A 22,719-nucleotide genomic window follows, 5' to 3' on the forward strand; every position below is an offset into this window, starting at 1 on the left:
GCGTCCTTCAATCGAAACAACGCCCGCCAGATCCGTGCGTCAGGAGCGGTCGGCGGCCGGGTGACCCTCGATCCAGGTTTCGAGCACACGCAAATCGTCGTCGAGATGCACGAGGCTCGCCAGATATCCGGGTGCGATGCGGCCGAGCTCCGTCTCGCGCCGCAGAAACGTCGCCGGAACGCGCGACGCCATTGCGAGGGCATCGGTGAGATCGAGCTGCGCCACCTTGACGGCGTAGCGTACGGCTTCGTCCATGGTAAGAGCCGAACCCGCGAGCGTTCCATCCTCGAGCCGCAGGCAGCCATCTATGCGGGTCACGCGGCGCCCCTGTAGATCGAACTGATCGGGCCCGCCGGCGGCCGGTGGCATCGCGTCGCTAATCAGCATGAAACGGTCGTGCCGCTTGGCGGCGAAGGCGATACGCAAGTTCGCCTCGTGCACATGATGACCGTCCGCGATGATTCCAACGAAAGCCTCGTCGAGATCGAGCGCTGCGCCAACCATGCCTGGCTCGCGCCCGGCGGGCGCACTCATTGCATTGAATAGATGGGTGAACGCCTGTGCACCGGCTTTGACGGCCGCGCACGCCTCCGCGTAGCTTGCATCGGAGTGGCCGAGCGAGATGAGCACGCCATGCCGCGCGAGTTCGGCAATGCTCTCCGCGCGGACCCGATTGGGCGCGAGCGTCAGCATGACGGCGCCGCATTGCGCCTCGACGATCGTCGCGACGTCGCCGGGTTCGAGGTTGCGGATGTATCCGAGCTCATGCGCGCCCTTGCGAACCGGATCCAGGAAGGGTCCTTCCAGATGGATGCCGAGTGTCGCAGGCGTCAGGTGCCGCGCCTCGCGCGTGGCGGCGATTGCGGCGGCCATCACCTGCGGCGTGTCGGTCACCAGCGTCGGCAGCAGCCCGACGGTGCCGTGTTTGCGATGCGCCGCGGCGATGCGGGCGATGCCTTCGGGTGTCGGGTCTTCGTTGAACAAAACGCCGCCGCCGCCATTGACCTGCACATCGATATAGCCGGGCGCGAGCAGGCCGCCGCCGAGATCGCGCAACTCGCCGTGAGGTCTCTCGGAGTGTGGGACGATTGCTGCGATGCGCCCGCCTTCGACGACGACTGCGTGGTCGTCGAGAAAACGCTCGCCATCAAAAATCCGCGCGCCGGACAGAAGGGTCATCAAACGGTCTCCGTCACCTTGCGCAGATTGCGCGGGCGGTCGGGATCGCGCCCGAGCCGGAGCGCAAGCGCCTCGGCAAGGCGGTAGAAGCGGTGGATCATGACGATGGGCTCCAACAGCGTCGCCTCGACTCTTGCCGTCGCGAGACGATCCGCCTCATCAACGCCGCCCGCTTCGATTGTAATCGCCGTCGCGCCGGCATTGGTCAGCGCCGTGAGCGTCGGCAGCATGCCTTCGCGCGCTGCGTCGGACGGCAGGAAGGCGATGACGGGAAAGCCCGAGGCCACAAGCTCGGCCGGGCCGTGCAGTACCTCCGCCGCGGAGTAGGCCTCGGCGTGAATCGCGCAGGTTTCCTTGAGCTTCAGCGCCGCCTCCGCGGCGGTGGCAAGCGTCGCGCCGCGGCCGAGCACGAAGGCGCTCCGGGCATTTGCAAGTCCCTCCAGCATCGCCGCGGGCGGCGGCGCCGCTTGCCCGCGCAGAACGTTTGGCAGGCCGGCGAGGGCGGCTGCGAGCTGCCGATCCTCGCGCCAGGCTGCGACGAGGCTCGCGCCCGCGACGAGACCTGCAACCATCGATTTGGTCGCTGCGACGGAACGTTCCGTGCCGGCGCACAACGGCAGCAGCACTTCGGCCTCTTGCGCGAGCGGCGAGGCCACGTCGTTTACCAGTGCGACGGCCAGCGCACCGCCGCGTCGTGCGGCGCGCTGCATCTCGACGATGTCGGGACTGCGTCCCGATTGCGAGATCGCGACGGACACGCCCCCTTCGAGCCGCATCGGCGTACGATAAAGCGTCGCGATGGAGGGGCCGATTGAGGCACAAGGCACCCCCGAAACAATCTCGACGAGGTATTTCAGATAGAGCGCGCAGCAATCCGACGAGCCGCGGGCGATGGTCGCGACGAGCGGCGGATCGAGGGCGCGCAGACGCGTCCCAAGTCCGGCGAGCCGTTCTGCATCCTGGTCAAGCTGGCGCTCGACCGCATCGGCTGCCTCGCCGATCTCCTGAAGCATGTGGGTCGTCATCGGTGCGCCTTTCGGGTCGGTGGCGACAGCGTGAGTTCGGAGACGAAATCATAGGCGTCGGCGCGGTACCAGGATTTCGTGAACTCGACGCAGGATCCGTCGGCGAGATAGGCGATACGCTGGATATAAAGCGCCGGGCTGTCCGGTGCGACGCCGAGCAGTTCCGCATCCGCATGATCGACGAGGGTCGCACGCAAGCGCTGCAGGCCGCGGGCGGGCTTGAAGCCTCGCGCGGAGAGCGCCTCGTAAAGCGAGCCGCCGACCGAATCCTGTTCCGGCAGATAGCGTATCGGTACGGCGGCACGCTCGATCGCCATGGGCGAGCCGTCGGCCAGGCGCAGGCGGCCGAGCCGGAACACGCGTTCGTTCGGCCGTACGCCAAGCATCATGGCCTCTTCCGGCGTCGGCAGGAACACACCGCGCTCAAGCTCGCGCGAGCTCGCCTCCAATCCGCGCAGCCGCATGTCTTCCGTGAAACTCGTCAGGCGCGACGAAGGCTGTTCGACGCGCGGGGTTGCGCGATGGATGAAGGTACCGGCACCATGTCGGTGAAACAGCACTCCTTCAGCGATCAGATCGGCAATCGCCTTGCGCAGCGTGGTGCGCGATACGTCGAGCAGCTCGCACAACACGCGCTCGGCCGGAAGCAATTGCGTCTCCGCGAAGCGTCCGGTCTCGATCTCGCGCCGAAGCGCGTCGACCACGGCGCGATAGAGCTTCTGGCCGGGCGCGGTTTCTACCGTCAAGGACATGCGGCGTCCTCCGCGAGCGTTCCGCCGGCGAGCAGGATTGCGCCGTCGACTGCGTCGCGCCGCGGCGGGGCGAGGCGCTTGGCCACATCAGGCGGCAAGAAGGGGCGCAAGGGCTCACCGAAGCCGCCGGCGAGCGCTATGCGCTCGGCGCCAAGCGCATTCAGCGCGTTCGCCAGCGCCGCTATCGCGCTGGCTGCTTCACCGACAATTTCGCGCGCGCGCATATCTCCGGACCTGGCGACGTCCAGGATCTGGGGTGCGAAGGCGCCGTAGTCTCTGGGTCTCGCGTCCGCTGCCCAGCGGCTCATCCGCAATGGATCGTCATCGAAATGGCGCCCGAGCGCTCGCGCTAGGCCGCTCATCGGCTCGAGGCCATCGATCGCACGCAGCGTCGCGCGCAACGCCGACTCGCCGAGGCGTGCGGCAGATCCGTCGTCGCCGAGCCAGAAACCGCGTCCGCCGATGATAGTCGTCCGAGCTCCCACGCGAGCGATGCCTGCCGAGCCCGTGCCCGCGATGATCAGGCCGCCGTCGCCGAGGCCATTGGCGCCGACGCAGGCGGCGACAGCATCATTGACAGCGACAATACGCGCAAAGCCGGGCAGGGCGGCGGCGACGCGCTCTGCTTCCTTGTCGTCCGAAAGCCCGGCAAGGCTAAGGCCGACTGCGATCTCCTGCCTTGGCGCGCCGTCGGCGATCGCGGACTCGATCGTTTCACGGACGACCCGCATGGCCTCGTCGAAATCGAGATAGATGTTCGAAGCCGGCCCGAGGCCGCGCCCGAGCTCGCGGCCCGACGAATCCCGCAGTCTCGCGCGGCAACGGGTCGCGCCGCCGTCCACACCGAGGAAAAACTGGGCCGTCGCCAAGGGGGCTCCTAAAAAATTTCTTAACGCCTCTAGACAAGTGGTATGTCATATGGATAAAACAAATACAAGAGGTATCTACCATTGGTATTCACGATGTCGGTACTGCCGAGCTCAGAGACAGACGGGGAGGGGTGGCGCGACGCCGGCGGTGTCGTGATGATCGATGAGGCGATGTTCGCGGAGGCGATGCTCGCATCCTACCGCCGAGCGATTGCTTCGGTCGCGGCTGCCTCCGCCGACATCCGCGCCGCCGCGCTTCGCCTCGCCGCGATCTGGCGGGCAGGCGGGCGTCTGGTCTATGCGGGTGCGGGCTCCTCCGGTCTTGCTGCGGCCGAAGATGCAGCCGAGCTTCCCGGAACGTTCGGCCTCGACGAGAGCCGCATCGCAATTGTCCTGCCGGGCGGGACCGCCGAGCCGTTCCGCATCGATGGGGCCGCGGAGGACGATGCCGCAGCCGGTGAGCGGGCCATGACCGGGCTCGGTGACCTCTCTCGTGATGCCGTGATCGTCGTATCGGCGAGCGGCTCGACGCCGTTCACAGTCGCGGTCGCCGCAGAGGCGCGCCGCCGCGGCGCCTTCGTGGTCGGCATCGCGCATCGCCCGGGTTCGCCCTTGCTCGTTGGTGCCGACGCGTCGATCTTGCTCGAGAGCGGGGAGGAGGCGCTGCGCGGCTCGACACGACTCGCGGCCGGAGCTGCGCAAAAGGCCGCGCTCGGCATGCTCTCATCGTTGATGGGATTCGAGCTTGGTCACATTCATCAGGGGCTGATGGTCAATTTGAAGGCCGATAATGCGAAATTGCGCGAACGCGCGCGCGGGATCGTCGCAACAATCGCCGGCGTCAGCGATGCCAAAGCGGAAACGGCGCTGCGCGAGGCCGGCGGCGAGGTCAAGCCGGCAATCCTGATTGCCTGCGGTATCGTCAGCATGAGTGAAGCCGTGACGAGGCTCGCTGCTGCCGAAGGCCGGATAGACGACGCGTTGCGCGGCGCACGCGCAAGAGCCAACGGGATCAAGGGCGAAGGCCCGAACAAGGGAGCGTAGCATGAGACGGACATTCAAGGCTGCAATGGGAGCTGAGGTTGCCGCGTTGGCGTTGCTTGCGGGGCTTGCGTCGGCCCAGGCAGGTTCGCTGAAGATCGAGAGCTGGCGCAATGACGACGCCGACATCTGGAACGCGAAGATCATTCCTGCCTTCAACAAGCAATATCCCGACATTAAGATCGAATTCGCGCCTTCGGCACCCAAGGAATACAACGCCGCCCTCAACGCGCGGCTCGATGGCGGCACCGCCGGCGATCTCATCACGTGCCGTCCATTCGACGCCTCGCTCGCGCTCTATCAGAAGCATCAGCTCGACGGGGTCGACGGCCTCAAGGGCATGGATAATTTCTCTGATGTCGCAAAGGCCGCATGGCAAACGGACGACGGCAAAACCACCTTCTGCGTTCCGATCGCCTCCGTCATCGCCGGGTTCATCTACAACAAGGAAGCCTTCGCCAAGGTCGGCGTGTCCGAGCCGAAGACGCTCGAGGAATTCCATGCCGTACTCGAGAAGCTGAAAAAGGACGGGGCCTATGTCCCGCTGGTGATGGGCACGGCTGACCAATGGGAGGCCGCGACTATGGGCTTCCAGAACGTCGGTCCCGATTATTGGAAGGGCGAGGCCGGTCGCGCCAATCTGATTGCCGGCAAGGAGAAGCTCACCGACCCACAATACGTCGCGGCCTTCAAGGAGATCGCCAGCTGGGCGCCGTATCTCGGATCGGGCTTCCAGGCGCAGACCTACGCCGACAGTCAGAACCTGTTCTCGCTCGGCAAGGGCGCAATCTATGCGGCTGGCTCGTGGGATATCTCGACGTTCCGCGGCCAGGCGAAATTCGCCATGGGTGCATTCCCGCCACCGCAGCCGGCCGGCACGACGGATTGCTATATCTCCGACCACACCGACATCGCGATGGGCGTCAACGCAGCGTCGAAGAACAAGGAAGACGCGAAGAAGTTCCTGGAATGGCTGACGACGCCGGAATTCGCAACGATCTACGCCAACGCGCTTCCCGGCTTCTTCCCCCTCGCCAAGACTCCGGTGAAGGTCGACGACGACGTCGCGGCGACGATGGTTGGGTGGCGCCAGACCTGCAAGTCGACGATCCGCAACTCGTATCAGATCTTGTCGCGCGGTACGCCGAATCTCGAAAACGAGCTTTGGAACGTGTCGGCGCAGGTCGTCAACGGCAAGCTGACGCCTGATGCCGCCGGCAAGCAACTGCAGGACGGCCTCGACAAGTGGTACAAGCCCGCTAAGTGACGCCAAACCCTCTCCCCGCTTTTGCGGGGAGAGGGACTTTCCTCGTACTATTCGATAGTTGCTGCACACTCCGCTAACGCATGGCGCGAGCCTCAAGCGCGGAGAGGGACGACACGCACGGTAGGTTAATCTCTTTCCATCATGCCCGAATCGGTATCGAACATCACCGCCCAGATGCCTCGCGCAAAACTCGCGGGCCTTCTGCTGTTCTTTCTCGGACCGGCGGTCGCGATCTACACCCTGTTCTCGATCTATCCGCTCGTCGCGACGATGGCGCTCTCCACCTACACAAGCGATCCGTCTGGAGCCCGGTATTTCGTCGGGCTTGCCAACTTCGAAACGCTGCTCGGTGACGCGCTGTGGTCGAAGCCGTTCTGGAACGCTCTCGGCAACAATCTGATCTTCTTCGCCGTGCACATGTGCGTGCAAAATCCGATCGGTATCGCGCTCGCAGGATTGCTGAGCCTGCCGGGCCTGAGGTTCAAGGGCTTCTACCGCACCGTCATGTTTCTGCCGACGATGCTTTCGGTTGTCATCGTCGGCTTTTCCTGGAATCTGATCCTTTCCCCGCTCTGGGGCGTAGCTGCCGGCGCTTTGAAGGCCGTGGGGTTGGGCTCACTGTTTGCTCCCTGGCTGGGGCTCGAATCGAGCGCGCTCGTAACCCTGTCCCTCATTTCCGTCTGGCAATTCGTCGGCATCCCGATGATGTTGATCTATGCCGCGCTGCTCAACATCCCCGAAGAGCTGATCGACGCGGCACGTGTCGACGGGCTCGGACACTTCCGCATCTTCTTCCACATCAAGCTTCCGCTCGTCCTGCCGACGATCAGCCTGGTCTCGGTCTTGACCTTCGTCGCCAACTTCAACGCTTTCGATCTCATCTATTCGGTCAAGGGCGCGCTTGCGGGGCCGAATTTCGCGACCGACATTCTCGGCACGTTTTTCTACCGCACATTTTTCGGCAACCAGCTCCAGCTCGGCAATCCGACGATGGGTTCCGCGGTCGCGACCGTCATGTTCTTCATCATCCTCGTCGGCCTCTGCCTCTATCTCTTCCTCGTGCAGCGGCGCATCCGCCGTTACGCTTTCTGACGGGGCGGCGGCATGACGGCGGAGCAGCGTGCAAGGAGCTTCAGTGTTCATCTCGTCCTGATCGCCTACAGCCTGCTTGCGGTCGGCCCAATCCTGCTCGTCGTGATGAATTCGTTCAAGGTGCGCAGCGCCATCTTCGGTAGCCCGCTCGCGCTGCCGGACGCCACAACTTTCAGCCTCGTCGGCTATGAGAAGGTTTTCCGCTCCTCCCATATCCTGACCTACTATTCGAATTCGCTGATCGTGACCCTGGTCAGCATGGCGCTCGTGCTGCTGTTTGGCGCGATGGCGGCATGGGCGTTGACCGAATACCGCTTTCGCGGTTCAACGGCGCTCGCACTGTTTCTGTCGATCGGCATCATGGTGCCGATCCGGCTTGGCTCCGTCGCGATCCTCAACATGATGCGGTCCGCAGGCCTCAACGACACGCTGACGGCCCTGATCCTCGTCTACGTTGCGCAGGGCCTGCCAATGTCGATCTTCATATTGAGCGAGTTCATCCAGCAGATCCCCAAGGACTTGCGCGACGCCGCGCGCTGCGACGGTGTGCCGGAAACCCGCATCTTTTTCGAGGTGGTCGCGCCGCTCCTGCGCCCGGCTATCGCGACGGTCGCCGTCTTCACCATCGTGCCGATCTGGAACGACCTCTGGTTTCCGCTGATCCTGACGTCGAGCGACTCGACCCATACCGTCACGCTCGGGGTGCAGCAGTTTCTTGGCCAGTACATCACCGACTGGAATTCCGTGCTCGCCGCGCTGTCGATGGCGATCCTGCCGGTCGTCATAATCTACGTGGTCCTCTCGCGCCAACTCATCGCAGGCCTCACCTCCGGCGCAGTCAAATAGGTTGTCAGAATGGCCAATCTGCGCATCGAGCATCTCAACAAGCGCTATGGCGCGACGACTGTGCTCAACGACGTCAACCTGAGCATCGAAGACGGTGAATTCGTCGTTCTCGTCGGCCCTTCAGGCTGCGGCAAGTCGACGCTTCTGCGGATGATTGCCGGCCTTGACGGCGCGTCGGGCGGCGATATCCATATCGCCAGCAAGCTCGTCAATACGCTCGCACCCGCCGAGCGCGGCATCGCGATGGTGTTCCAGTCCTACGCGCTCTATCCGCACATGAACGTGCGCAAGAACATGACGTTCGGGCTGAAATTCACAGGGGTGCCGCCGGCCGAACGCGAAAGGCGCGTCGCGGAAGCGGCCCGAATGCTGCGGCTGGATGAGTTGCTCGAGCGCTATCCGCGCGATCTCTCGGGCGGTCAGCGTCAGCGCGTTGCGATCGGCCGCGCGATCGTGCGCGAGCCCGCCGTTTTCCTGTTCGACGAACCGCTCTCCAATCTCGATGCGGCCTTGCGCGTCTCGACACGCGTCGAGATCGCTAATTTGCACAGGTTGCTGAAATCGACGATCGTCTATGTCACGCACGACCAGGTCGAGGCGATGACGCTCGCCGACCGGATCGTCGTGATGAACAAGGGCTGCATCGAGCAGGTCGGCAGGCCGCTCGATCTTTACTATGCGCCGGCCAATCTGTTCGTTGCCGGCTTCATCGGCTCGCCTGCGATGAATTTCTTCGAAGCCAAGGTTGGCAGTGTCGAGGGCGGATGCGCGCGCGTGGCCGGGCCCGGCTTTCGCAGCTTCGATTTGCCGGCAACTTCATTGAAGACCGGCGACACGCTGACGGTCGGCGTCCGTCCGGAGCATCTTGGACGAGGGGAAGACGGTCCCTTCGCGGTGGAAGGCGCCGTCGAACTGGTCGAGCGGCTCGGCGAATCCTCCTTTGCTTATGTGCGCCGCGCCGACGACAGGCTGTTCGTTGCCGAGGTGCGCGGCAGGCAGACCCCGATGCCGGGCGAACGAGCTACGTTCTTTGCCGCAGCTCGGGACGTGCACGTCTTCGATGCCGCGGGCCTTCGGGTCTCGACGCAGAACGATGCTTAGCTCATGACGGGCTTCGTACGCTATCTGACCCATCCCCAGGTGAACATTGATCCGGCGATCCCCGTCCCATCGTGGGGCCTGAGTGAGATCGGGAGGGCCCGCACGGAGGCAGTCGCGGCTACGAGGCAGCTCGCACGCACCACGCAGATCATCTCCAGCGGCGAGCGGAAGGCGATCGAGACAGCCGAGATCATCGCCGCGAAGCTGAAGCTCGAGGTAGAGGTGCGGGAGGCGATGCATGAGAATGACCGATCGGCAACGGGCTTCTTGATGCCGGACGAGTTTCAGGCGGTCGCCGATCAGTTTTTCGCGCAGCCTCAAATCAGCGTTCGGGGCTGGGAGCGGGCGGTTGACGCCCAGTTGCGCATCGTCCGCGAGGTCGAACACGTCCTGGCTCGCAATCAACCGGGCGATGTGCTCTTTGTTGGCCACGGTGGCGTCGGCACTCTGCTGTATTGCCACTGTTCGGGCGTCGCGATTGATCGAACGCATGACCAGCCCGGCGCCGGCGGTTACTATTTTGCGTTCAGCAGAGAGGACCGCCGCGTACAACATTCATGGCGTCTCCTCGAAGACCTCTGATCTGATCGCGGCAAATCTCAATCGCAAATGGTCGGGTGAGGGTAGCCTGTGAGCGGCTTCGCAAATAGTCCTTTTGCCGTTAGCCGATCTTTGGACGGTCCCAGGTCGCACTTCGCGGCCGGTCGAGTTGGCGTGTCGTTGCGGGCGGCCTTGTGTCGGGGTGGACATAGGTAAAGCCGAGCCAGTTATTCGGCCGCGCGCGGATGTATTGAGGCGCATAGTCGATATCGACGCCGAGCACTGCGGCGGCGTGAAGACCCCAGCGCGGATTGTCGAGCATCGGGCGTGCGAGCGCGACGAAGTCCGCCCGATCCTCGGCGACGATCGCCTCGGCCTGATCCGGCCGCGCGATCATGCCGACCGCCATCGCGGTCAGGCCGGTGCGCTGCTTGATTTCGGTTGCAAACGGAACCTGATGGCCGGGGGATGCCGGCGGGATCGCGATGCCGGGCGCGATGTTACCGGCGGACATTGCGACGTAATCAACGCCCTCCCGCTCAAGTCCCTGCGCAAGCAGCACGGCATCCTCGAGCGTCACGCCGTCGGGATGCCAGTCGGTGCTGTTAATGCGGAAGCCGAGGGCTCTTTCTTTTGGCCATACACGCCGCACGGCGCGAGCGATCTCGACCGGAAAACGGATCCTGTTCTCGATCGAGCCACCCCATTGATCCGTCCGCCGGTTGGCGATGGGCGAAAAGAAGTTGTGAACGAGATAACCGTGAGCGCCGTGGATCTCGATCAGATCAAATCCCGCGCGGGACGCTCGTTCCGCTGAAGCCGCGAACATGCCGATCAGCCGATCGATGCCCTCGTCATCGAGTTCGTCCGGAATTGCCCAGCCTGCGTCAAACGGAAGTGCGGACGGTGCCACGGGCGTCCAGGCGCCTTCCTCGGGCGGAAGCGGTTCGCCTCTCCAGCGTTCGGGAATGGTGCGCGTCGAGGCCTTGCGGCCGCAATGCGTCAACTGGAGGCCGAGCCTGGCGCGCGACAATCCGCGAACGTTCGCAACGAGCGCCGCAAGCGCAGCTTCTTGCGCGTCGGTGTAGAGGCCGAGGCAGCCGTGCGTTCCGCGGCCGACAGCCTCCACCGCGGTCGCTTCCATGATGACCAGCCCGGCACCGGACAGCACGAGATTGCCGATGTGAATGAGATGCCACGACTGGGCGACGCCGTTGACGGCGCTGTACTGGCACATCGGTGACACGACGATGCGGTTGTCGAGATCGAGCCCTCCGATACGTCCGGGGCTGAATAGCGCGCTCATCCTGTCGTTCCCTCGCTCCCGCAATCTGGTTGACACCATGATGGCGCAGGGAACACTCCAGGCGAAGACGATGCGATCGTCGCCCCGGCATTTTCAAGGATGTGAAATTCGCCTTCGTGCGGATCGTTTCGTTTGACAGTGTGCACCTCCACCAAGAAATGTCCGGGAGAGGACGGCAAGATCAAACAAGGGCCGCCCGCAGCTGGGGTTACGGAGGAAGCTCGGTGCTCGGATTGATGCAGGATCGACCGTTACTGATCTCGAGTCTGATCGAGCACGCGGCGCGTTTCCATCCCAGGACGGAGATCGTCAGCAAGACCTGCGAGGGGACGATCCATCGCAGCAACTATGCCGGATTGCGGTCCCGCGCGGCAAAGCTCGCAAAGGCGCTGATCAAACTCGGCGTCAGGCCGGGCGATCGCGTCGCGACGCTCGCCTGGAACACCCATCGTCACATGGAACTCTATTTCGCCGTATCCGGGATCGGCGCGGTGCTGCACACCGTGAATCCGCGCCTGTTTCCCGAGCAGATCGACTACATCATCAACCACGCTGAAGATCGGGTACTGCTGTTCGACATCACCTTCGCCGATCTCGTTCAGAAGCTGCGTTCCAATCTCGTCACCGTCGAGCATCTGGTGGCGATGACGGACAGCGCGCACCTTCCGGTCCAGATTCCGGGCTGCCTCTGTTATGAGACGCTCGTCGATGCGGAAGACGACATCCTGACTTGGCCGGTGCTTGACGAGCGAACAGCATCGTCGCTCTGCTATACATCCGGCACGACCGGCAACCCCAAGGGGGTGCTCTACAGTCACCGCTCGACCATCCTGCATTCGTTTGTCGCCTGCGCGAATGATGGTCTCAAGCTGTCCAGCGGCGACAGCGTTCTTCTCGTTGTTCCGCTGTTTCACGTCAACGCATGGGGGATTCCCTACGCGGCAGCGATGTGCGGGGCCAAGGTCGTGCTGCCCGGTCCAACCTTGGATGGCAAGAGCATCTTCAACCTCGCGGCGCAGGAAGACTGCAATTTCTCGCTGGGGGTGCCGACCGTGTGGCTCGGCTTCTTCAACTACGTCGAGGAAAACCCAGAGCTCGATCTTTCCGCGATCAAGCTCGAGCGTGTGGTCGTCGGAGGATCCGCCGCGCCGCGCAGCATCATCGAAAAATTCCGCAGTGTCTTCGGCGCCTTCGTTGTCCATGCCTGGGGCATGAGCGAAACAAGCCCGCTGGGCTCCATCGGCAATCTTCTGCCGGTTCATCGCGATTTGCCGGTCGGCGACCAAGTGTCCGTTCAGTGCAAGCAGGGGCGCGCGATCTACGGCGTCGAGCTCGGGATCGTAGGCGAAGACGGAGCGCCGCTGCCGCATGACGGCGCAAGTGCCGGAAACCTGATGGTGCGCGGACCCTGGGTAGCCTCGGGCTATTTCAAGGGAGAGGGCGGGGCGGTGCTGGATGCGGAGGGATGGTTTGCGACGGGAGACGTCGCCGCCATTGACACCGACGGTTACATCCAGATCACGGATCGCTCGAAAGATGTGATCAAATCCGGCGGCGAGTGGATATCGTCGATCGACCTCGAGAATGTCGCGATCGCCCATCCGGCCGTGCAGGAGGCGGCGGTCATCGGACTGCCGCATCCGAAATGGCAGGAGCGGCCGCTCTTGGTCGTGGTCCGAAGGCCGGACACCGATCCTGCACGCGAGGACATCCTGGACTACATGTCCGGCCGTGTCGCGAAATGGTGGCTGCCCGACGATGTCGTCTTCGTGAACGAGCTGCCGCACACCGCGACCGGAAAGCTGCAGAAGACCAAGCTGCGCGAACTGTTCAAAGACCATGCATTGCCGACCTGACGTCGGCGCTGGCGTCACCGAAAAGCAGAGACCATGCCCGAACTGTTGCTGGACGATCCCGACGGTACTCTCGTGATGCTGCGAGACAGCGTCACCGGCTTTGCTGCGCGTTTTCCAGGTGCAAAGGCCCTGCGCGAGAAACGCGGGCGCGGCGGGACCATGGATCCGCTGATCTGGTCCGCAATGGCGGAAGCCGGCTGGATCGGGCTGTTGCTGCCGGAAGAATGCGGCGGCGCGGGTCTCGGGTTGCGCGAGCAGGCGGTTCTGAGCGAGGCGCTGGGGCGCGCGTTGATCGCCGAACCGACTGGCACGGCTTCCGTCTTTGCTGCGACGCTGCTTGGCGGCGCTTCGCCGGGCGCAGAGCGCAGCCGCCTGGCAGCCGGAGTGGCCGGCGGCGAGATTGTCGCGGTGCCGGCATGGACGCCCGGTGCGAAGCCGATTGTCGCACGCAACGTCGATGGCGGCGTAGCGTTGTCAGGCGAAACGCGCTTCGTCGAGGCTGCGCGTGCCGCAACGGATTTCCTTGTGGTCGCCCAGGACGCCGACGGCGTCATACTCCTGAGTGTCGCCGCGGATGCGGACGGAGTGACGATATCGGAACAGGCCGGAGTTGATGGCGGTGCGATTGCAACGGTCTCATTTTCCGATTGCGCGGTGCCGGCGGATCGCATGCTGTCGCGCGCTAACCGATCCCAGGATCTGCTCCGTCAGGCGATCCTGCATACGCGGCTGGCGCTCGCGGCCGAGCTGACTGGCGTCGCGTCGAAAGCGCTCGAGCTCACCATCGCCTATGCAAGCGACCGCGTGCAGTTCAGCAAGCCGATTGGCAGCTTTCAGGCTATCCAGCACCGCCTGGTCGACATGTGGATCGAAGCGCAACTTGCGGCCGCCGCCGTGGTCAACGCCATAGATGCGTTGCAGGGGGACGATGACGATACGGCGGAGCTTGCCGTGTTGGCGGCCAAGGCGCGGGCGGGCGAAGCCGCATTCTCGATTTGCCGGCGCGCGGTGCATCTTCATGGCGCCATGGGGTACACCGATGAATGCGACATCGGCCTCTATCTGAAGCGCGCCATCAATCTCAATGCCATGCTGGGACAGCCTGAACAACTGCGCCTGGAGTTTGTCGAACGCGAAAGCGGCTATGGCCGCGGGAGGACCTAATGGACAACAATCTGATCAAGACCGAGATCAAGGATCACATTGCGGTCGTGACGATGGATGCGCCGCCGGTGAACGCGCAATCCAAGGAGTTCGTCGAGGAGTTCATTTCGACTTTCGACGAATTGAACGAGACCCCGACGGTGCGGGTGATCGTGCTGACTGGTGCGGGAAAAACCTTCTCGGCGGGAGCCGACATCAAGTCGCGCGGAAAGGTCGGGGCGGTGCCGGGCGACACGTATCGTCATCTGCGGCGGGCGCGCGAGGTCGGGTTCTGCATCATCGAATCCAACAAACCGGTGATCGCCGCGGTGAACGGTCCGGCGCTGGGCGCTGGCCTCGGCCTCGCGCTCTGTTCGGACATCATCCTGGCGTCCGAGAACGCAGTGTTCGGCCTGCCGGAGATCGACGTCGGGTTGATGGGCGGGGTGCGGCATACGATGCGCATCATTCCTCATACGCTCGCGCGCCGCATGGTGCTGACCGGCTACCGGGTGCCGGCGGCCGAACTCTATCGCCGCGGGATCATTGAGGATTGTGTGCCTCGGGAAGAACTGATGCCTGCGGCCATGAAGATGGCCGCCGAGATCGCAAAGAAGAGCCCGATGGCACTCAAGCTCGCCAAGCGCGCGATCAATACGGTCGAAACCATGGGCCTGAAGGACGGCTATCGCTTCGAGCAGAACCTCACGGTGGAGATGACGCAGCACGATGATTCCAAGGAGGCGATGCGGGCTTTCATGGAGAAGCGCACCCCAGTCTTCAAGGACGTGCTTTGATGGCGTCCGACTGGAACGACATTCCCGACGAAGAGTTCAGGTCGGCGTTTCGCGCGTGGGTCGACCTGAACTGCCCGGCCCATCTGCGCTATATGCGCAAGCAGCGCCCGCTCTTCAACGAAGTCGCCGAATGGTATCATGCGCTGGCCGCCAAGGGCTGGCTGGCGCCCACCTGGCCGCAGGAGTATGGCGGCATGGGCCTCTCGGCGGCCAAGCACATGATCTATGTCGAGGAATGGGGACGGCTCGGCTGTCCGCGCATACCGGATCATGGCATCGGGCTTGTCGGTCCACTCCTCATCGAGTACGGCACCGAAGAGCAGAAGGCCCACTACCTGCCGCGAATCCTGTCCGGCGAGCACGTCTGGTGTCAGGGTTACTCCGAACCCAATGCGGGATCCGATCTCGCAAGCCTGAAGACATCGGCCGTGCAGGATGGCGATGAGTTCGTGGTCAACGGGCAGAAGATATGGACGACGCTGGCCCATTGCGCCAACTGGATCTTCGTCCTCGTTCGTACCGAACGTGATGCCAAGGTGCGCCAGAAAGGCATCACCGTCCTGCTGCTCGACCTGACTTCGCCCGGTGTTCGCGTCCGGCCAATTGAAAATCTGCGTGGCGAGGCCGATTTTTGCGAGGTCTTCTTCGACAATGTGCGTGTGCCATTGAAGAACCTGGTCGGCAAGGTCAATGAAGGCTGGACCGTCGCGAAGTCGGTACTTGGCCACGAACGCATCTTCCTGGGGGCGCCGACGCGCCCTGAATATGCGCTCGAGCGCCTGCGGCGGCTTGCGGATGCTCGCGGGGCGTTCGAAGATCCTGCGTTCATGTCGCGCTTCGCTCGCCTGCGACTCGATCTCTACGATCTCGGATCCGCCTTCGAGCGCTATGCAAAGGTCTTGCGCGCCGGCGGAGAGCTCGGCGCCGATGTTTCTGCTCTCAAGATCTTCACGACCGAGCTCTACCAGCGGATCACCGAAGAAATGCTCACTGTCGCCGGCGAAGAGGCGCGGCTTGCCGACGATCTCGCCGCGGGGGATATCGAGATCGATGCGATGAATCTCTTCCTCGACTCGCGTTCGCCCGCGATTTTCGGCGGCTCCAACGAGATTCAACGCAACATCCTCGCCAAGGCCGTGCTGCGGCTTCCCGGTTGAGTGCTGCGTCAGAATTCGACGTCGATCTGCTTGTCGAGGTGATCGTCCATCTTGACCGACTTCGCCGCCCGCTGCAGGACGGTGAGGTAGCGATTGAAATTCTGACGTATCCGCTCGGCGGCGCCGCCGAGGCCGATGACCATGGGCTGATTCTGGATCGTCACGGGTAACAGGACGCAGATCGTCGCGCCGCCCTGAATGGGAATGTTCTCGGCGGAGCAATATCCCTTTCCGCGGATCTGTCGAATGCGACTCATCATGTCGGGAAGCTTCACGCGATCCGGCGCGTTGGGCGTGGCGATGTTCGCACGGCGAATGATGTTGTCGACCTTCTCGTCCGACATCGTGGACATCAGGAGCCAGCCCAATGCCGATTGAGTCAGTGGTCGCAACGTTCCCTCGTCGACGTGGAAGCGAAGCGGGTGGATCGATTGCACGATCTTGACGTATTGCAGGTAGACGTCGTTGGTCGTGCCGATCGAAACGGTTTCGCCGGTGGCCGCGTGGACGTCATGCATGGCCTCGAGCGTCCGGCTGTTGCCGAACAGAGCCCGCGGAATCCAGTCGCCAAGCGATGTCACCTTGGGCGTCGGGAAGTACACGCGCATGCGCCGGTCGTAATTCAGGTAGCCCATGCTCACGAGGGTCTTGAGCAGAACGGTCGTGCTCGACGGCGGATAACCGAGGGCGAGCCCAATCTCGGACATCGCGCGCGGTTCTCGAACGTTCATGAAGAACTGAAGGATCTCCAGCGCGCGTAGCGCTGACTTCACGGTGGATGGTCCACCCGGTATCGCTGCGGATTTCGTTACCGCCGCCTGCATGTTTCGCATCCCCATCGCCGCTAACAATTCACGGATGTGAAAGTCGGCTTCACAAATGAATTATATTTTGTTTGCCCCAACTGCGCATGACAAGGTGCCTCCAGTCAAGGCCAAGGGCGCGAAAGAGTGGCCGAGCTGGAGAGGGCGTCGTGGGAAGCGGCAGGTTGCAGGGGCGCGTGGCGCTCGTCACAGGCGGAGGGCGGGGCATCGGCCGCGCTATCGCGGAAGCGTTCGCGCGTGAGGGCGCTGCGGTCGGGGTACTCGACCTGAAGGTGGACGTGGCGGAAGCCGTGGCGCGCGCCATCGTTGCAGATGGCGGCAAAGCCGTCGCGATCGTTGGCAATGCCGGCGCGCGGGCCGATGTCTTTGCTGCGGTCGATCGCCTTGTCGAGGCGTTTGGTCCGCCGACCATCCTGGTCAACAACGCGATGTGGAATCGTTACGGTCCGCTGGAGCAGCAGACCGAGGAGATGATCGGCCGAATGATCGATGTCGGCCTGAAGGGCGTGATCTGGGGTTATCAGGCGGTGCTCGCGCCAATGACCGCAGCCGGCGGCGGAGCCATCGTGAATATCGGATCGCCGTCTGCTGTGCTCGCGATGGCAAATGGCGTGATGTACAGCGCGGTGAAGGCCGCGGTGGCGGGCGCGACGCGCTCCGCCGCGGCTGAGTTCGGGCCACGCGGGATCCGCGTCAACGCGATCGCGCCGGGGCCGACGCCGACCGACGGCGCCAATCTCGTCGTCAGCGAAGAGGCGTGGGAGCGGCGCCGCGCGCGTGTGCCGATCGGGCGCCTCGGTGAGCCACGCGATGTGGCGAACGCAGCAGTGTTTCTTGCGAGCGACGAGGCGAGCTTCATCACCGGCGACATGTTGTTCGTCGATGGAGGGATTACCTACGCGTTCTCTTGAGCGCGCATCAAATGATCTTTGGCCGCCCGCAACAAGAAGAAGATCCGGGAAGATCCGCGGGCTATAGGGAGGAAGAAATGAGACTGTCGGCCGCCTATCTCGCCGTCATGGCGATCCTATCGGGTGCAATAGCGTTTACCGCGTCACCGGTCTTGGCGCAGGCGATTTCCGGGGACGTCATCAAGATTGGCGTCATGAACGACCAGACCGGTCCTTACTCCGACAATTGCGGGCCGGGTTCGGTCGTGGCCGCGCGACTCGCGATCAGCGATTTTGGCAGTGCCGTCAATGGCAAGAAGATCGAGCTCGTCGTGGCCGATGATCAGAACAAGCCGGACATCGGCGTTTCCATTGCCTTGCGTTGGCTGGACAATGAGGGGGTGGATGCGATCGTCGGCTGCTCAGCGTCCTCGATTGCGCTTGGCGTGCAAGACGTCATGAAGAACCGGAAGAAGCCTTACCTCCTGGCGGGAACAGCAGCCTCGGTGTTCACCAACGAGAAATGCTCGCCGATGACGACGCAATGGGCGATGGACACCTACGCGCTGCCGAAGGCGACGGTGAAATCGCTGTTGGCGCGAGGGCTCGACACCTGGTTCTTTGTCACCGTCGACTACTCGTTCGGCAAAGCCTGGCAGGCCGACACCACGAACTTCATCAAGGCCGATGGCGGCAAGGTTGTGGGCTCCGTCCTGCATCCGCTCAATTCCTCGGACCTCTCCTCGTTCCTGCTCACGGCGCAATCGAGCGGCGCGAAGGTCATCGCGCTGGCGAATTCGGGCTCGGACTTCGCCAATGCCATGAAACAGGCGCAGGAGTTCGGGCTTACGCAGAAGCAGCAGCTCGTTCCGCTGGGGCTGATGCTCAACCAGACACATAGCATCGGCCTGCAGCCGCTGCAGAACGTGCGCCTGACGACGCCCTTCTACTGGGATATGACCGACGAGACGCGCGCCTTCGCTAAGCGCTACCAGGCGGCGTTCAATGGCCGGGTCCCGAACGAGGCGCAGGCCAGCACCTATAGCGCCGTCACGCACTATCTCAAGGCGATTGCCGCGACGCAGACCGATGAGGGCGATGCCGTGATGCGACAGATGAAGAGCACGCCAATCAACGACTTCGAGATGAAGAACGTCAGCATCCGTGCCGACGGCCAGGTGATGCGGCCGCTCTATGCCGCGCGCATCAAGACGTCGACCGAGTCGAAATATCCTTACGACTACTACGAGATCACTGGGACCATTCCTGCCGAGGAGGCCTGGCGCCCGGCATCGGAAAGCGCCTGCGAACTCTTGAAGACACAGTGAACTCAGGGACGGGCGGGCACGACCCGCCCGTCGCCCGCTCGCGTGCCCGCGAGATGATTGAAGTGGACGTATTGGAAAATCGCTCGATGGCGCTGCAAGTGAGCAGGATATCGAAGACGGCCGCACAGCTTGGTGAAAGCCCGGTCTGGGATGTCACGCGACAGCGGCTCTATTGGGTCGACGGAGTCTCGCGCCGAATCCACGCCTACGAACCCGAGCGCGGGATCGCGCGGCACTGGGATGCGCCGTCCATGGTCGGCTCGGTCGGGCTCGGCCAAGGCGATACCCTCGTCGCAGCGCTCGCGGATGGCATCTACCGGTTCGATCTCGGCTCAGGCGAATTGACACCGCTCTTCCGCCCAGATCCGTGCGATCCGCGCCTGCGCTTCAATGACGGCAAGGTCGATCGCTGGGGGCGGTTTCTCTGCGGCACTATGGGCGTCCACGCCGAGCCGCTGGGGCAGCTCTTTCGCATCGATGCCGGTGGTGCACACACGGTGCTCGCCCACGGCATTCGTATTTCGAATGCGCTCTGCTTCAGCCCCGACGGCCGCATGATGTATTTCGCCGACAGCCTCGACCGCGCGATCCGCGCCTATAGTTATTGGCCCGGCGAGGCGTTCGATCCGGAACCGCGGATCGTCATCGACACCGGGCCATATCAGTCGGGGCCGGACGGGGCGACGGTCGATTGCGACGGTTGTCTCTGGGTTGCGCTCGTGCAGGTGGGCAAGATTGCCCGCTTCACCCCCCAAGGGAAGCTCGATCGTCTCATCGACGCGCCGACCGACTTGCCCTCATCGGTCGCCTTCGGCGGTCCCGAACTGTCGACGCTCTACGTGACCTCGATCAAGGATTCAGGATCGGGACGCGCCGTCTCGCGGCATCCGGACGGCGGCTTTCTGTTCGCGATCGACGGCCTCGGCGCGACCGGCCTGCCGGAAGCGCAATTCGGACTCCAGCCAACCCCTCCCAGTTGAGAACTCGCCTTGATGCGCCATCAACCAGCCTCGCTCGATCCTCTGTTCAAGCCGCGATCCATCGCCCTGATCGGCGCATCTGATGATGTTACGCGCATTGGCGGGCGTCCCTTGCGCTATCTGCGCGAGGGCGGTTTCGAGGGCGCGGTCTATCCGGTCAATCCAAAGCGGGACACCGTCCAGGGCATCAAGTCCTACGACTCAGTTGCGGCGCTTCCGGAGATACCTGACGTCGCCATCCTCGCAGTGCCGGCGCAGGGCACGGTCCAGGCGCTGAGAGACTGCGCGGATCGCAAGGTCAAGGCGGCGGTGGTGTTCTCAGCCGGATTTGCCGAAGCAAGCGAGCAGGGACGTCTCGCGCAGGACCAGATCGCCGGCATTGCCCGGGAGAGCGGCATGCGCGTGCTCGGCCCGAATTGCCTTGGACTGTTCAACGCCGGCATCGGCTACTACGGAACATTCTCGGCGATCCTCGATGCCGCGTTCGTCGAGCCCGGTCCGATCGCCGTCGTCTCGCAAAGCGGAGCTTATGGATCCCACATTGCCCACTTGGCGCGCCAGCGCAGCCTCGGCATCGGACAATGGATCACCACCGGGAACGAGTGCGATATCGACGTTGCGGAAGCGCTGCGTTGGGTTATCGACCAGCCCGACGTCGGGGTCGTAATGGCCTATGCGGAAGGCATTCGCGATCGCGATACGTTCATCGAGGCACTGGAGGTTGCGCGGGCGAAAGAAAAGGCGATTGTCTTCCTGAAGGTCGGCCGCTCCGATGTCGGCGCCCAGGCGGTGAGTTCGCACACCGCGGCGCTGGCGGGATCGGATGCCGTGTTCGATGCGGTGTTGCGGCAATATGGCGCCTATCGCGCGCGGACCACCGCTGAGCACCTGGACGCGACCTATGCCTGCGCGCGGGGGCTTTATCCCGCGGGCAACAGGTTCGGCATCTTCACGCTGTCCGGCGGCTTCGGCATTCAGATGGCCGACGACGCATCGGCGTGCGGGCTCGACGTCGCGCCAATGCCCGAGGCGGCGCAGGACGAGCTGAAGGCCATGCTGCCCTACGCATCGCCGCGCAATCCGGTGGACGCGACGGCGCAGGCGCTCACGGACCTCCCGCTGATGACGAGCTACATTGCCGCGATGCTGGAGAAGGGCGACTATCACCTCTTCGCCGGCATTTTCGGCAGTGGACCGGCGAGCCCCACCTTTTCGGCCTCGCTGCGCCAGGCGCTGCGGACTGCGACGGCCGGACATCAAGGTCGGATACTTGCGCTCTCGATGTCCGCGCCGCCGGAGATCGTCCGCACCTATGAGGACGACGGCTTCCTGATCTTCGAGGATGGCTCGGCGCTCGTGAACGCGTTGGCGGCGCTGGTCTGGTTTCGCCGCAGCTTCGACGCGGCGAAGCAGGCGCGCACGGCTCTGACAGCCGGCTCGCGCATCGCGCCGCCGGACGGCGCGCTCAGCGAGCACGAAGCGAAATCGCTGTTGCAGGCGGCCGGTATTGCATTTCCGAAAGAAGCGCTGGTGCGACCGGATGAGGATGCCGGCGCGGCCGCCACCGCGATCGGCTTCCCGGTGGTGGTAAAGATCTGCTCGCCGGACATCGCGCACAAGACCGAGATCGGTGGTGTGATCGTCGGTCCGCGCGACGAGGCGCAGGCTCGCGAAGCAGCCCGCACCATCCTGTCCAACGCCCGTCACAAGCGGCCCGACGCGCGGATCGAGGGCGTCATCGTCTCACCGATGATCAGGGGAGGCGTGGAGACCATTGTCGGCGTGGTGCGGGATCCGTCCTTCGGTCCTGTGGTGATGTTCGGGCTCGGCGGCGTCCTTGTTGAGGTGCTCAAGGATGTGACCTTCCGCGTCGCGCCGTTCGATGTCGCCGAGGCGCAGCGGATGATCCGCGAGATTCGCGGCTTTGCCGTGCTGGAAGGCGTGCGCGGTGCGCCGCCGGCCGACGTCGATGCGCTGGCGGCGATGCTGTCGCGGCTTTCGCAATTCGCGGCCGACAATGCCGACGTGATCGAAAGCATCGATCTCAACCCGGTTCTGGTGATGCCGCGCGGCGAGGGCGTCATGCCGCTGGACGCGTTGCTGGTGCCACGCAGCGCCGCGTCTCGCGATTGACGACTGGTTGTTAAGAAGAGGGATAGATGGCTGACGAAGCAAAGCTGACCGAGTTCTTGGACCGGGAGGCGATCCGCGACTGCATTTACCGCTACTGCCGGGGCATCGACCGGGCCGATGAAGCCACGCTGCGCAGCTCCTATTGGCCCGACGCGACCGATCGGCACGGCGTCTATTCCGGACCGGTCGAGGGGTTCTTTCTCTGGGCCCGCGAGGTGTTCAAGAGCGGCGCGCGCAACGTCCATCAGGTCGGCAACATCCTGATTGAGCTCGTCGGGCCGACGCGTGCCGCGGTGGAGACCTATTTCCTTGCCTTGCAGCGTGGTCCAGGCAAGGACGGAGTCGTGCGGCAGTTTTTCATAGCCGGGCGCTATTGCGATCTCTTCGAGAAGCGCGGCGGCGAGTGGCGCGTGGCGCGGCGCATCGTGGCGTTCGACTGGCTCGAGGAGCAGGCGGTGCCGACCGAGAGCGAGGAGGTGCGTTTTGGCCCGCGCATGCCGATCGGCGCGCCGCACCCCAACGATCCCATCCATGAAATTTTGGCCGAAGCGCGCCGTACGTAAGACGTAGGCCGTCGCGGCGAGGGAAGACAA

Annotated in this window: 21 protein-coding genes; 15 read left to right on the forward strand and 6 right to left on the reverse strand. The window is 63.9% G+C overall.

Annotated features, from left to right (window positions below; genetic code table 11):
• Positions 1 to 39 precede the first annotated feature (39 nt).
• The 4 genes from nagA to NLM33_RS00525 are packed head-to-tail and all read right to left on the reverse strand — an operon-like array spanning position 40 to position 3,825.
• Positions 40 to 1,179, reverse strand: coding sequence for an N-acetylglucosamine-6-phosphate deacetylase (nagA, locus tag NLM33_RS00510; RefSeq protein ID WP_254093738.1), 1,140 nt, complete (start codon positions 1,177 to 1,179; stop codon positions 40 to 42).
• Positions 1,179 to 2,204: an SIS domain-containing protein gene (locus NLM33_RS00515; protein ID WP_254093739.1), complete on the reverse strand. Its 1,026-nt coding sequence runs from the start codon at positions 2,202 to 2,204 to the stop codon at positions 1,179 to 1,181. The genes nagA and NLM33_RS00515 overlap by 1 nt, the downstream gene beginning before the upstream one ends.
• Positions 2,201 to 2,956, reverse strand: coding sequence for a GntR family transcriptional regulator (locus NLM33_RS00520; RefSeq protein ID WP_254093740.1), 756 nt, complete (start codon positions 2,954 to 2,956; stop codon positions 2,201 to 2,203). Before NLM33_RS00520 ends, NLM33_RS00515 begins: the two co-directional genes overlap by 4 nt.
• A complete protein-coding gene (locus NLM33_RS00525) occupies positions 2,947 to 3,825 on the reverse strand; it encodes a BadF/BadG/BcrA/BcrD ATPase family protein (RefSeq protein WP_254093741.1) in 879 nt (292 codons plus the stop codon). The genes NLM33_RS00520 and NLM33_RS00525 overlap by 10 nt, the downstream gene beginning before the upstream one ends.
• Before the next feature lie 93 nt (positions 3,826 to 3,918).
• Here NLM33_RS00525 and NLM33_RS00530 point away from each other — a divergent pair, with 93 nt between their 5' ends.
• From NLM33_RS00530 to NLM33_RS00555, 6 genes are all read left to right on the forward strand, one after another.
• Positions 3,919 to 4,869, forward strand: a complete 951-nt coding sequence (locus tag NLM33_RS00530) for an N-acetylmuramic acid 6-phosphate etherase (RefSeq protein WP_254093742.1) — start codon at positions 3,919 to 3,921, stop codon at positions 4,867 to 4,869.
• Between the two features lies 1 nt (position 4,870).
• A complete protein-coding gene (locus NLM33_RS00535) occupies positions 4,871 to 6,133 on the forward strand; it encodes an ABC transporter substrate-binding protein (RefSeq protein WP_254093744.1) in 1,263 nt (420 codons plus the stop codon).
• 174 nt (positions 6,134 to 6,307) lie between these two features.
• Positions 6,308 to 7,225 (forward strand): carbohydrate ABC transporter permease, encoded by a 918-nt coding sequence (locus NLM33_RS00540; protein WP_371930098.1) that lies wholly within the window; start codon positions 6,308 to 6,310, stop codon positions 7,223 to 7,225.
• A gap of 12 nt (positions 7,226 to 7,237) precedes the next feature.
• Positions 7,238 to 8,071, forward strand: coding sequence for a carbohydrate ABC transporter permease (locus NLM33_RS00545; protein WP_254093746.1), 834 nt, complete (start codon positions 7,238 to 7,240; stop codon positions 8,069 to 8,071).
• Positions 8,072 to 8,080: 9 nt separating this feature from the next.
• A complete protein-coding gene (locus tag NLM33_RS00550; RefSeq protein ID WP_254093747.1) occupies positions 8,081 to 9,172 on the forward strand; it encodes an ABC transporter ATP-binding protein in 1,092 nt (363 codons plus the stop codon).
• 3 nt (positions 9,173 to 9,175) lie between these two features.
• On the forward strand, positions 9,176 to 9,754 hold the full coding sequence (locus NLM33_RS00555; RefSeq protein ID WP_254093749.1) for a histidine phosphatase family protein: 579 nt from the start codon (positions 9,176 to 9,178) through the stop codon (positions 9,752 to 9,754).
• A gap of 79 nt (positions 9,755 to 9,833) precedes the next feature.
• On the opposite strand, the gene NLM33_RS00560 is transcribed toward NLM33_RS00555, so the two are convergent.
• A complete protein-coding gene (locus tag NLM33_RS00560) occupies positions 9,834 to 11,018 on the reverse strand; it encodes an NADH:flavin oxidoreductase/NADH oxidase (protein ID WP_254093751.1) in 1,185 nt (394 codons plus the stop codon).
• Between the two features lie 224 nt (positions 11,019 to 11,242).
• On the opposite strand from NLM33_RS00560, the gene NLM33_RS00565 reads away from it, so the two are divergent.
• The 4 genes from NLM33_RS00565 to NLM33_RS00580 are packed head-to-tail and all read left to right on the forward strand — an operon-like array spanning position 11,243 to position 15,971.
• Positions 11,243 to 12,874 carry a 3-(methylthio)propionyl-CoA ligase gene (locus NLM33_RS00565; protein WP_254093753.1) on the forward strand — a complete coding sequence of 544 codons (1,632 nt, stop codon included), beginning with the start codon at positions 11,243 to 11,245 and terminating at the stop codon, positions 12,872 to 12,874.
• Between the two features lie 33 nt (positions 12,875 to 12,907).
• Positions 12,908 to 14,038 (forward strand): acyl-CoA dehydrogenase family protein, encoded by a 1,131-nt coding sequence (locus tag NLM33_RS00570; RefSeq protein WP_254093755.1) that lies wholly within the window; start codon positions 12,908 to 12,910, stop codon positions 14,036 to 14,038.
• On the forward strand, positions 14,038 to 14,814 hold the full coding sequence (locus NLM33_RS00575; RefSeq protein WP_254093757.1) for an enoyl-CoA hydratase/isomerase family protein: 777 nt from the start codon (positions 14,038 to 14,040) through the stop codon (positions 14,812 to 14,814). Before NLM33_RS00570 ends, NLM33_RS00575 begins: the two co-directional genes overlap by 1 nt.
• Positions 14,814 to 15,971, forward strand: a complete 1,158-nt coding sequence (locus NLM33_RS00580; RefSeq protein ID WP_254093759.1) for an acyl-CoA dehydrogenase family protein — start codon at positions 14,814 to 14,816, stop codon at positions 15,969 to 15,971. Before NLM33_RS00575 ends, NLM33_RS00580 begins: the two co-directional genes overlap by 1 nt.
• Positions 15,972 to 15,979: 8 nt before the next feature.
• Here the strand turns inward: NLM33_RS00580 and NLM33_RS00585 are convergent, their stop codons facing one another.
• The gene (locus NLM33_RS00585) at positions 15,980 to 16,795 is read right to left on the reverse strand and encodes an IclR family transcriptional regulator (RefSeq protein WP_254093761.1); all 816 of its coding nucleotides are present in this window, start codon (positions 16,793 to 16,795) and stop codon (positions 15,980 to 15,982) included.
• A 149-nt stretch (positions 16,796 to 16,944) separates the two neighbouring features.
• Between NLM33_RS00585 and NLM33_RS00590 the strand changes: the two genes are divergently transcribed.
• From NLM33_RS00590 to NLM33_RS00610, 5 genes are all read left to right on the forward strand, one after another.
• Complete coding sequence (locus NLM33_RS00590; RefSeq protein ID WP_254093763.1) at positions 16,945 to 17,706, forward strand: SDR family NAD(P)-dependent oxidoreductase; 762 nt, start codon at positions 16,945 to 16,947, stop codon at positions 17,704 to 17,706.
• 77 nt (positions 17,707 to 17,783) lie between these two features.
• Positions 17,784 to 19,013 carry an ABC transporter substrate-binding protein gene (locus NLM33_RS00595; RefSeq protein WP_254093765.1) on the forward strand — a complete coding sequence of 410 codons (1,230 nt, stop codon included), beginning with the start codon at positions 17,784 to 17,786 and terminating at the stop codon, positions 19,011 to 19,013.
• An 86-nt stretch (positions 19,014 to 19,099) separates the two neighbouring features.
• A complete protein-coding gene (locus tag NLM33_RS00600; RefSeq protein ID WP_254093767.1) occupies positions 19,100 to 19,993 on the forward strand; it encodes an SMP-30/gluconolactonase/LRE family protein in 894 nt (297 codons plus the stop codon).
• Positions 19,994 to 20,005: 12 nt separating this feature from the next.
• Positions 20,006 to 22,126, forward strand: a complete 2,121-nt coding sequence (locus tag NLM33_RS00605) for an acetate--CoA ligase family protein (RefSeq protein ID WP_254093770.1) — start codon at positions 20,006 to 20,008, stop codon at positions 22,124 to 22,126.
• Between the two features lie 26 nt (positions 22,127 to 22,152).
• Positions 22,153 to 22,689, forward strand: a complete 537-nt coding sequence (locus tag NLM33_RS00610) for a nuclear transport factor 2 family protein (protein WP_254093772.1) — start codon at positions 22,153 to 22,155, stop codon at positions 22,687 to 22,689.
• Positions 22,690 to 22,719: the final 30 nt, after the last annotated feature.

This window comes from Bradyrhizobium sp. CCGUVB1N3 (genome assembly GCF_024199925.1).
Taxonomy (GTDB): Bacteria; Pseudomonadota; Alphaproteobacteria; order Rhizobiales; family Xanthobacteraceae; genus Bradyrhizobium.

Coding starts and splice junctions, on each gene's coding strand:
- nagA (WP_254093738.1), bottom strand. CDS start 1,179: ATGACCCTTCTGTCCGGCGCGCGGATTTTTGATGGCGAGCGTTTTCTC.
- NLM33_RS00515 (WP_254093739.1), bottom strand. CDS start 2,204: ATGACGACCCACATGCTTCAGGAGATCGGCGAGGCAGCCGATGCGGTC.
- NLM33_RS00535 (WP_254093744.1), top strand. CDS start 4,871: ATGAGACGGACATTCAAGGCTGCAATGGGAGCTGAGGTTGCCGCGTTG.
- NLM33_RS00520 (WP_254093740.1), bottom strand. CDS start 2,956: ATGTCCTTGACGGTAGAAACCGCGCCCGGCCAGAAGCTCTATCGCGCC.
- NLM33_RS00555 (WP_254093749.1), top strand. CDS start 9,176: ATGACGGGCTTCGTACGCTATCTGACCCATCCCCAGGTGAACATTGAT.
- NLM33_RS00545 (WP_254093746.1), top strand. CDS start 7,238: ATGACGGCGGAGCAGCGTGCAAGGAGCTTCAGTGTTCATCTCGTCCTG.
- NLM33_RS00595 (WP_254093765.1), top strand. CDS start 17,784: ATGAGACTGTCGGCCGCCTATCTCGCCGTCATGGCGATCCTATCGGGT.
- NLM33_RS00610 (WP_254093772.1), top strand. CDS start 22,153: ATGGCTGACGAAGCAAAGCTGACCGAGTTCTTGGACCGGGAGGCGATC.
- NLM33_RS00575 (WP_254093757.1), top strand. CDS start 14,038: ATGGACAACAATCTGATCAAGACCGAGATCAAGGATCACATTGCGGTC.
- NLM33_RS00580 (WP_254093759.1), top strand. CDS start 14,814: ATGGCGTCCGACTGGAACGACATTCCCGACGAAGAGTTCAGGTCGGCG.
- NLM33_RS00570 (WP_254093755.1), top strand. CDS start 12,908: ATGCCCGAACTGTTGCTGGACGATCCCGACGGTACTCTCGTGATGCTG.
- NLM33_RS00585 (WP_254093761.1), bottom strand. CDS start 16,795: ATGCAGGCGGCGGTAACGAAATCCGCAGCGATACCGGGTGGACCATCC.
- NLM33_RS00530 (WP_254093742.1), top strand. CDS start 3,919: ATGTCGGTACTGCCGAGCTCAGAGACAGACGGGGAGGGGTGGCGCGAC.
- NLM33_RS00540 (WP_371930098.1), top strand. CDS start 6,308: ATGCCTCGCGCAAAACTCGCGGGCCTTCTGCTGTTCTTTCTCGGACCG.
- NLM33_RS00600 (WP_254093767.1), top strand. CDS start 19,100: ATGGCGCTGCAAGTGAGCAGGATATCGAAGACGGCCGCACAGCTTGGT.
- NLM33_RS00605 (WP_254093770.1), top strand. CDS start 20,006: ATGCGCCATCAACCAGCCTCGCTCGATCCTCTGTTCAAGCCGCGATCC.
- NLM33_RS00550 (WP_254093747.1), top strand. CDS start 8,081: ATGGCCAATCTGCGCATCGAGCATCTCAACAAGCGCTATGGCGCGACG.
- NLM33_RS00560 (WP_254093751.1), bottom strand. CDS start 11,018: ATGAGCGCGCTATTCAGCCCCGGACGTATCGGAGGGCTCGATCTCGAC.